Source organism: Marinobacter azerbaijanicus, from assembly GCF_030250645.1.
GTDB lineage: Bacteria > Pseudomonadota > Gammaproteobacteria > Pseudomonadales > Oleiphilaceae > Marinobacter > Marinobacter azerbaijanicus.
The window spans coordinates 1-8,633 of sequence record NZ_JASSVS010000033.1; the positions used below are offsets into that span (position 1 = coordinate 1).

7 protein-coding genes and 1 pseudogene are annotated in these 8,633 nt (G+C 66.6%); 6 read left to right on the top strand and 2 right to left on the bottom strand.

Features of this window, described 5'->3' with window-relative positions:
- Positions 1-195 precede the first annotated feature (195 nt).
- Genes QPM17_RS22995 through QPM17_RS23005 form a run of 3 tightly spaced genes read left to right on the top strand, consistent with a single transcriptional unit; the run spans position 196 to position 5,299 of the window.
- Positions 196-813, top strand: a complete 618-nt coding sequence (locus QPM17_RS22995) for a TetR/AcrR family transcriptional regulator (RefSeq protein ID WP_285394084.1) — start codon at positions 196-198, stop codon at positions 811-813.
- Complete coding sequence (locus QPM17_RS23000) at positions 810-2,177, top strand: efflux RND transporter periplasmic adaptor subunit (RefSeq protein ID WP_285394085.1); 1,368 nt, start codon at positions 810-812, stop codon at positions 2,175-2,177. Before QPM17_RS22995 ends, QPM17_RS23000 begins: the two co-directional genes overlap by 4 nt.
- Complete coding sequence (locus tag QPM17_RS23005; protein ID WP_285394086.1) at positions 2,174-5,299, top strand: efflux RND transporter permease subunit; 3,126 nt, start codon at positions 2,174-2,176, stop codon at positions 5,297-5,299. Before QPM17_RS23000 ends, QPM17_RS23005 begins: the two co-directional genes overlap by 4 nt.
- Before the next feature lie 63 nt (positions 5,300-5,362).
- On the opposite strand, the gene hmpA is transcribed toward QPM17_RS23005, so the two are convergent.
- Positions 5,363-6,571 (bottom strand): NO-inducible flavohemoprotein, encoded by a 1,209-nt coding sequence (hmpA, locus tag QPM17_RS23010; protein ID WP_285394088.1) that lies wholly within the window; start codon positions 6,569-6,571, stop codon positions 5,363-5,365.
- 273 nt (positions 6,572-6,844) lie between these two features.
- Between hmpA and QPM17_RS23015 the strand changes: the two genes are divergently transcribed.
- Genes QPM17_RS23015 through QPM17_RS23025 form a run of 3 tightly spaced genes read left to right on the top strand, consistent with a single transcriptional unit; the run spans position 6,845 to position 8,319 of the window.
- Positions 6,845-7,078, top strand: a complete 234-nt coding sequence (locus QPM17_RS23015; protein ID WP_159548140.1) for a transmembrane sensor/regulator PpyR — start codon at positions 6,845-6,847, stop codon at positions 7,076-7,078.
- A 32-nt stretch (positions 7,079-7,110) separates the two neighbouring features.
- Entirely contained in the window at positions 7,111-7,818 is a 708-nt protein-coding gene (locus QPM17_RS23020; RefSeq protein WP_159548142.1) for a succinate dehydrogenase iron-sulfur subunit, read from the top strand.
- Positions 7,819-7,860: 42 nt separating this feature from the next.
- Positions 7,861-8,319, top strand: coding sequence for a 2-hydroxyacyl-CoA dehydratase (locus QPM17_RS23025; protein WP_159548144.1), 459 nt, complete (start codon positions 7,861-7,863; stop codon positions 8,317-8,319).
- Positions 8,320-8,430: 111 nt separating this feature from the next.
- On the opposite strand, the pseudogene QPM17_RS23030 reads toward QPM17_RS23025, so the two are convergent.
- Positions 8,431-8,633, bottom strand: a pseudogene (locus tag QPM17_RS23030) (hypothetical protein); the annotation flags it as partial.

The following is an 8,633-nucleotide window of genomic DNA, read 5'->3' on the forward strand; positions in this document are numbered from 1 at the left end:
CTTCAGGGCCGGCAGGTTGTCGGCCGGGCAGACGAGCTCCATGTCGCTCTCCTCGCAGTCTGGGTAAACCCGACCATGCTAGTCGACTACGCGAGTGCCGCTTTTGATGAGGGTCATGGCGAAGCGGGATAGTGCTGGCGGTACGTGAATACGTGACATAAGATAGTAATCGATTACTATCTTATGGAGTCGTCCATGCCGACCAAGCGCAATCTCACCTCCGAGGCGCGGCGCGAACTCACCGTCAAGGCGGTCATCGAGCTGAGCGCCGATGACGATCCGGCGACGATCACAACGGGTGCCATCGCCAAGCATATGCAAGTGACCCAGGGCGCACTGTTTCGTCACTTTCCGAGCAAGGACGCCATCTGGGAGGCGGTGATCGGCTGGGTGGGCGAGCGGGTAATGCAGCGGCTGGATGCCGCGGCGGCGGCGGCCGACGGCCCCCTCGCCGCGCTGGAGGCGATGTTCCATGCCCATATCGCCTTCATCGTCGAGCACCCCGGCGTGCCTCGGTTGATGATGAGCCAGCTGCAGCATGCCCGTCCGACCCCGGCACGGCGCCTGGTCCGCTCGCTGCTGTTCCACTATCGCGAACGAGTCGAGCAGCTGCTGGGCCAGGCCCAGGCAGCCGGTGAGCTGCGTCAGGGACTCGACATCGAGGCCGCCGCCACGCAGTTCATCGGCACTATCCAGGGGCTGGTCATGCAGTCGCTGATGCTCGGCACCATGGAGCATGTCGCCCGACAGGCCCAGGGAGCCTTAGATCTCTACTGCCATGGCATCCATGTCGCACGCGAGGTGGCCCCGTGAGCCGCCGCGGCCAGCGCCTGGGGCGAGCATTGGCGGTACTCGCCGGGGTCGCCGCGGGCGCGGCGCTGCTGGCGGTGCTCGTGGCCAGCCGCCAGGCCCCCGAGCGCGAGGAGACGACAGTGTCGGCGCTTGCGGTGCGGGCCATCGAGGCCCGGCCCCTGCCGTTTCGCCTCGAGGCGCGCGGCCACGGCGTGGCACGACCTGCCGAGACCTGGCAGGCGATAGCCAGCGTGAGCGGGCGGGTCGTGGAGCGTCATCCCGAGCTCGAGAGCGGCACCCTGCTGGCCGAGGGTACCCTGTTGGTGGCGCTCGACCCCAGCCGCTACGAGCTGGCCGTCGCCGAGGCCGAGGCGGAACTGGCCAGCCTGGCCGCCGAACTGGCGCAGCTCGAGACCGAGGCGGACAACGCCGAGCGCCTGCTGTCGCTGGAGCGTGAGCGGCTGAGCCTGGCCGAACAGGAGCTGTCGCGCATCGAGCGCCTGGCCGCCAGCGGCTCGGTCTCCACTTCGCAGCGCGACGAGCAGCGCCGCAGCACGCTGGCCCAGCGCCAGGCGGTGGCCGCGCAGGAGAAAGTCCTGGCGCTGCTGCCGTCTCGGCGCGACGTCCTCGCCGCCCAGCGCGAGCGTGCCGCCGCGCGCCTGGCCCAGGCCCGGCGCGATCTCGAGGATACCCGCTTCCTGGCGCCCTACGACCTGCGCCTCGGCGAGGTCGACGTGGAGCAGTACCAGTTCGTGACGGCGGGGCAGCGGCTGTTCGAGGCCGACAGCCTGGCAGCAGCCGAGGTGGAGGCGCATGTCCCCATTGCCATGATGCGGCGTCTGCTGGCGGGCGCGGTGCCCGACGAGCCGCCCCGCAGCGCGCTGGAGCTGAGCGAGCGCCTGGCGCTGGCCGACATCGAGGCCGAGGTGGCGCTGGTCGGCGCCGAGGGCGTGGGCTGGACGGGGCGGCTGGTGCGAGTCGCCAGCGGCCTGGATCCGGCCACGCGCACCGTGCGCGCGGTGGTACGTGTCGCGGACCCCTATCGGGACGTCCTGCCACCCGATCGCCCGCCGCTGCAGCGCGACATGTATACCCGGGTGCGCCTCTCGACGCCGGGCCGCGAGCCGCTGCTGGTGGTACCGGCCAGCGCGGTGCACCAAGGGGAGCTGTATCTGGCCGACGACGAGGACCGCCTGGTGCGGCGCCGGGTAACCGTTGCCTTCGAACAGGGCGAGCTGGCGGTGATCACCGCGGGCCTCGCGCCGGGCGAGCGGGTGGTGGTGGACGACCTGGCCACGGCGATCCACGGCAGGCGCCTCTCGCCGCGGCGTGACGGGAAACTCGAGGAGCGTCTCGCTGCCCTGGCGCGCGGAGAGACGCCATGATCCGCTGGTTTGCCGGCCACCCCACGGCGGCCAATCTGCTGCTGATCCTGTTGCTGACCGCGGGCCTCTTCTCGATACCTTCGCTCAAGCGCGAGACCTTCCCCGACTATCGGCCGGTGGAGGTGGGCATCGAGGTGGTCTATCGCGGGGCGAGTGCCGCCGACGTCGAGGACGCCGTGTGCCGCCGCCTGCACGAGGCGGTGAAGGGCGTTCAGTTCCTCGACGAATTCGTCTGCGTCGCCCAGGACAACCTGGCCAGCGCCACCGCCACCATGCAGGCCGGTGGCGACGCCCTGCGCTTCCTCAGTGAGATCGATACCGAGGTCGGCGCGATCACCGAGCTGCCCGCACGGGCCGAGCGGCCGGTAGTGCGCGAACTGCACCGCAGTGACCCGGTCGCCTCGGTCGCGGTCTCAGCCGACATGCCGAGGCGCCAGCTCGAGGCGTATGCCCTGCGCCTGGAGCAGCGCATCATGGCGCTGCCGGGCGTGGCCGACGTGGCGATTCACGGCATGTCCCAGCGCCAGTGGCAGGTGGAGGTGCCTGGCGAGGTCCTCGGCCAGCATGGCCTCTCGGCCCGCGAGCTGGCGCGACGCATCGCCGCCCAGAGCCTGGACCTGCCGCTGGGCACCCTGGAGACGCCGGATCGCGACATCCTGCTGCGCTTCAGCGACCAGCGGCGCTCGTTGCGCGAGCTGGAGAGTCTTGTGGTGGTCTCCGATCGGGCCGGCGGCGAGCTGACCCTGGGCGAGATTGCCACCCTCACCGAAGCCGGCGAGCGCGAGGAAGAGCAGATTCGCTTCAACGGCGAGCCGGCGCTGGTGCTGGCGGTGAGCAAGAGCCTGCGTGACGACGCCCTGGCGGTGAAGGCGCGCCTCGAAGCGCTGGTCGAGGCGGAGCGGCAGCGCTTCGACGCGGGCATCTCGCTGACCCTGACCCAGGACATGACCGGCATCGTGCGTGACCGCCTGCGGATGCTGGTCGTCAACGGCATCATGGGCCTGGCGCTGGTGATCCTGATGATGGGCCTGTTCTTTCGCCCCCGCCTGGCGCTGTGGGCGGTGCTGGGGTTGCCGGCCGCCTTCATGGGCGCCTTCGTGGTGATGGCGCTCACCGGGCTGTCACTCAACATGATCACCCTGGTGGCGCTGCTGATGGCCATCGGCATCGTCATGGACGACGCCATCGTCATCACCGACAACATCGCCGCCCGCGCCGGCGAGAGCGACACGCCGCTCGCGGCGGTGGTGGCCGGCACCCGCCAGGTGCTGCCCGGGGTGCTGGCGTCGTTCCTGACCACGGTGGCGGTGTTCGTGCCGCTCTCCTTCCTGGCCGGCGAGCTGGGGGCGGTGCTCGAGGTACTGCCGGTGGTCCTGGTCGCCGCCCTGGCAGCGAGCCTGGTCGAGGCGTTCTGGATTCTCCCCCACCACCTGAAGGGCAGCGTGAACCACCTTCGGCGCGGCCACGACTCCCCCCTGCGCACCGCCTTCGACAACGGCTTCGAGCGCTTTCGCGAAGGCGTGGGCCGGCTCGCCGACGGGGCGATCCGCTGGCGCCATGCGGTGCTGGGGGTCATGCTGGCGGTGCTGCTGGGCTCGGCCGGCTTCATGGCCGGCGGCCATATCGGCAGCGAGGCGATGCCCGACATCGACGGCGACGTGCTGGAGGCGCGCATCCTGATGCCCCAAGGCACGCCGCTGGCGCGCACCGAGGCGGTGGCCGAGCGGGTCGAGGAGGCCATGCGCGAGCTCGACGCGCGCTATTCGCCCGACCAACCGGAAGGCGCTGCGCTGGTGGAGGCGATCCAGGTGCGCTTCAACCACAACCTCAGCGCCCGAGAGGCGGGGCCGCACGTGGCCACCGTCAGTGTCGACCTGCTCACCGCCGAGCGGCGTCGCGTCACCCTCGATGCACTGACCGAGGCATGGCGCGAGGCGATCGGTCCGATCGAGGGCGTCGAACGCTTGATCATCCAGGAGCCGGGGCTCGGCCCCGCTGGCGTGCCGATCGAGGTGCGGCTTGTCGGCGAGGAGCTGGATGCCCTGAAGGCGGCCGCTACGGAGCTGGCCACCCAACTGGAGAGTTACGATGCCGTCTACAACGTCATCGACGACCTGCGTCTGGGCAAGCCCCAGCGCGCCTACTCGCTGGCCGAAGGCGCCCACGGCCTGGGCTTGACCGCCGAGGAGGTGGCCGGCCAGCTGCGCGCGGCCCTGCTCGGTGAAGTCGCCGATACCCAGCGCATCGGCGAGCAGGAGATCGAGGTGCTGGTGCGCCAGGCCGAGAGCGATCGCGACGGTCTCGACGATCTCTCCGACCAGACGGTGATGCTGCCCGGTGGCAGCCGGGTGCCGCTCTCGGTGGTGGCCGACGTGGAGGCGCGCCGCGACTGGGCGCGCATCACCCGCATCGACGGCCGGCGTGCCGTCACCGTGGAGGCCAACGTCGACGCCCGCCAGGCCAGCGGCCAGGCCATCGTCGACGACCTGAGAAACAGCGGCTGGCTGTCGGCCTTCCAGGCACGCCACCCCGACGTGGACCTTGCCTTCGAGGGGCAGGTGGCCAGCTCCGCCGAAACCGGCGCCTCGATCCGTCGCGGCCTTCTGATCGGCCTGCTGGGCATCTTCGTGATCCTGTCGTTTCAGTTCCGCAGCTACGTTGAGCCGCTGATCGTCATGCTGTCGATACCGCTGGCGTTCATCGGGGCACTGTGGGGGCACGTGCTGATGGGCTATTACCTCTCCCTGCCGTCGCTGATCGGCGCGGCGTCGCTGGCTGGCATCGTGGTCAACAATGCCATCCTGCTGATCCAGTTCATCAAGGCCCACCGCGAACGCGGCCTGGATGCCGCGGCAGCGGCGGGGCAGGCCAGCCGCGACCGGCTGCGCGCCATTCTGATCGCCTCATTCACCACCATCGCCGGCCTGCTGCCGCTGCTGGCCGAGACCAGCAACCAGGCGGCGGCCATCAAGCCGCTGGTGATCTCGGTGGTATTCGGGCTGCTCAGCGCCACCGTGCTGGTATTGGTGGTTATTCCGGCGCTCTACGTGCTGTTCGACGACTGGGGGTGGATCGGTCGGGAGGCCCGGCGTGTGCGAGCGGAGCAGCAGGCCACGCATTGATCTGGCAGGCAATGGCAGGGCGGGCAGCGGGATGCCCGGCGGGGCATCCCATAGGCTTGGGGCTCAGGCGGCGTCGAGCGGGCGTGCTGGGCCGAAGTGCTCAAAGTGGCGTCGATCCTCTTCAACGCCGAGCTCTGCCAAGGCCTGGTTCACCGCACTCATGAAACCCTGGGGGCCAACGAAGTAGCAGCGCGGGTTGGATGCGGGCAGGTAGTGTCTCAGTAGCTCGCGATCGAGGCGGCCGCAGTGGTCGGCATCGTCGCCGTGTTCGTGTATGGCGACGACCTTGAGCTTAGAGGGATGCACTTCGCGCATCGCGGCGACCTCCTGCCGGAAGGCGTGATGCTCGGCGTCGATGGCGGCATGAAGATAGACTACCTGCCTACCCTCGGCCAGCGCCTGGCGAGCCAGCGGCAGGATAGGTGTCTGGCCCACTCCACCGCTAATCAACAACAGCGGCTCATTGCCTCCCTGTAGCGTCAGCTCCCCGGCCGGGGGCAGAAGGTCCACGCTGTCGCCAACGTTCAATACATCATGGAAGTGTCGGCTGGCCCGGCCCTCGGGCTCGCGCTTGATCGAGATCCGATACGTGCGGCCATTGGGCAGATCCGAGAGACTGTAGTGGCGATGTAGCGTCTCGCCCTCGATGCCAAGCCGCACACCGATGTACTGGCCGGGCTCATGGTCTGCCACCGGACCGCCATCCTCCGGCTCGAGTACGAAGGAGCGAATCACCGCGCTCTCCTGCCGGGTGGCCGCGATACGAAAACTGCGCAGGCCACGCCAGCCCCCGGACTGCTGGGCAAAGGCCTGGTAGCGTTGCTCCTCCAGCTCGATCAATAGCTCGGCCAACTCCTCGTAGAGCGCAGACCATGCCTCGGCGATCTCGGGCGTCAGGGCATCGCCCAGCACTTCGCCGATAGCGGCCATCAGACATTCGCCGACAACGGGGTACTGGTCGGGCTGAATGCCCAGCGACACGTGTTTCTCTACCACTGTGGCCAGCACTCCTCTCGCCCTGGCGGGATCCTGGCGCAGCTGCACGTAGGCCAATACGGCGCCGGCCAGGGCCCGTTGCTGGGCACCGCTCTGCTGGTGCGCCTGATTAAACAGCGAGGTCACGTCGGGGTAGCGCTTGAACATCAACGGATAGAAACGCTGGGTAATGGCATCGAGGTGCTCTGCTACCACCGGGGCGGTGGCCTCGATGAGCTGCTCCTGCTGCGAGGTGAGCATGAGGGTCTCCTTCGTCGGGGGAATTATAATAGGCATGTAAAATGCTTGTTATTGGGCGCGCGAACCTGAGGCGAATTGTCGCAGAGCCAAGCCAATCAAGACGTGGATCGCAGGGAGTCGAGAAGCCAGGAGGGCTGCTGCAAAGGCACTCCTGGCAGAGGTGCCGGGGAAAGGCCAGCCCTTAACATTCCACACCATTGCAGGGTTGGTCGACGAGGCGTGGCGGCCATGCTATAAAAAAGTATGTGAAATACTTCTTTTGTTGGTCAGTGAAGGTTGACGACTGAAAGAGGAACGAGGAGGAGTGATATGCGGCGATACTTTGATGACCCCCAATGTGCCCATGCCCTGGGGAATGCTTTACTACTTCTTGGGCTGGTATTGCTGGGTGTCGGTGTGACGGGAGGCTACCTCATCGACGGCCGCCTGTCGCTGATCGCTCAAGTTCTGGCTCACGTACTGATCATTCTCGGACCTACACTGGTGAAGCTCGGGTACATACTGCGCATCAATGCCCGACATCGCCTACATCTCACCTATTGAGATGCGTCCACCTGTCGGCAGGGAAAACCGCCATGTTTAGCGTCCGGCTCTATCGCTACCATCCCGAACACGACGCGGCGCCGCGTATGGAAACCTATGAGGTCGAGGAGCGATTCCGCTTAGCGATGGTGCTTGATGTGCTCGAATACCTGAAGCATCAGGACACGACTCTGACCTATCGACGCTCCTGTCGTGAGGGGGTGTGCGGCTCGGATGGCATGAACATCAACGGCAAGAATGGCCTGGCCTGTATTACGCCGGTCGCCGAGGCACTGAACGGCACCGATATCCTGATCTTGCGTCCCTTGCCCGGTATGCCGGTCATCCGCGACCTGGTAGTCGATCAAGCACAGTTCATGCGCCAGTTCGAGAAGATTCGCCCCTGGTTGATCAACGACGAGCCACCCATCGCCCGGGAACGCCTGCAGAGCCCCGAGGAGCGCGAGAAACTCGACGGGCTCTATGAATGCATTCTCTGCGCCTGTTGCAGCTCGGCCTGTCCGTCCTGGTGGTGGAACCCGGATAAGTACATCGGTCCTGCGGGGTTGTTGCAAGCCTACCGCTTTCTGATCGATAGCCGAGATACCGCAACCAGCGATCGCCTGGCCGACCTCGATGACCCCTTCAGCGTGTTCCGCTGTCGACAGATCGCCAACTGCACCTGGGTGTGCCCCAAGGGGCTAAACCCGTTGAAGGCGATCGGTCACATCAAGGCCATGCTGCTGAAACATGGAACCTGACACTCCTTAATGCGCCGCAAACTGTGGCAGGAGGCAATTCTCATGGCTTTTCGCCAAGTCAAGGATCTGCTCGTCTGGATACGCGATTTTCATGCTCGGCTGGGGGAGCAGTACGCCCAACTGGCTGAAGTACAACAGGATGAGCGGATGAGGATGGCACTTGCGTTCCTTGCAGATCGTGAGAAGCGCATGTCGAGTGGCATGTTGGCCTATCTTGAGGATGGCCGCGAAGGATTGCTCACGACCTGGCTAATCGACAGCCAGGAATTCGGTCATCCTGACGTGCTGGAGCGGATACCTCGCTGCCTGGGCTGTCGCGATACCCACGACCTCCTCGCTAACGTGATGACCGCCCACCAGACGCTCAAGGACATGTACCGGTTGCGTGCCGAATTGGCTTCCATACCTGAGGAAGCTGAGCTGTTCGAACAGCTGGCCGAGCAGCAGGATGCAGAAGCCCGCCTGCAAACACGTGACTTCGCACGCCTCGAGATGTACTGAAGCCAGAGCACTCGCAGTGGGCCTGATGTGGCCCAGATAGGCCGCAGAACGAGAGCCGCATGACGTCCGAGCCCAGAGCTGGCCACCCACGGCGTGTCCAGCATGGGCAAGCTACAGCGCCCAGACCAGCGCCAACAGTATTCCCCACGCCATCAGCCCGAAGGCCATCACCGTGTAGGTGGCCGACATCACCATGACATCGTCCTCCTCGCGCTCGGCGAGCGCCTGCAGGCCGTGGTAGACCAGCCCGCACGACAGCATCATCGCCAGCAGCACGCCACAGACGATGAACACCATGTCGGGGACGAACAGCG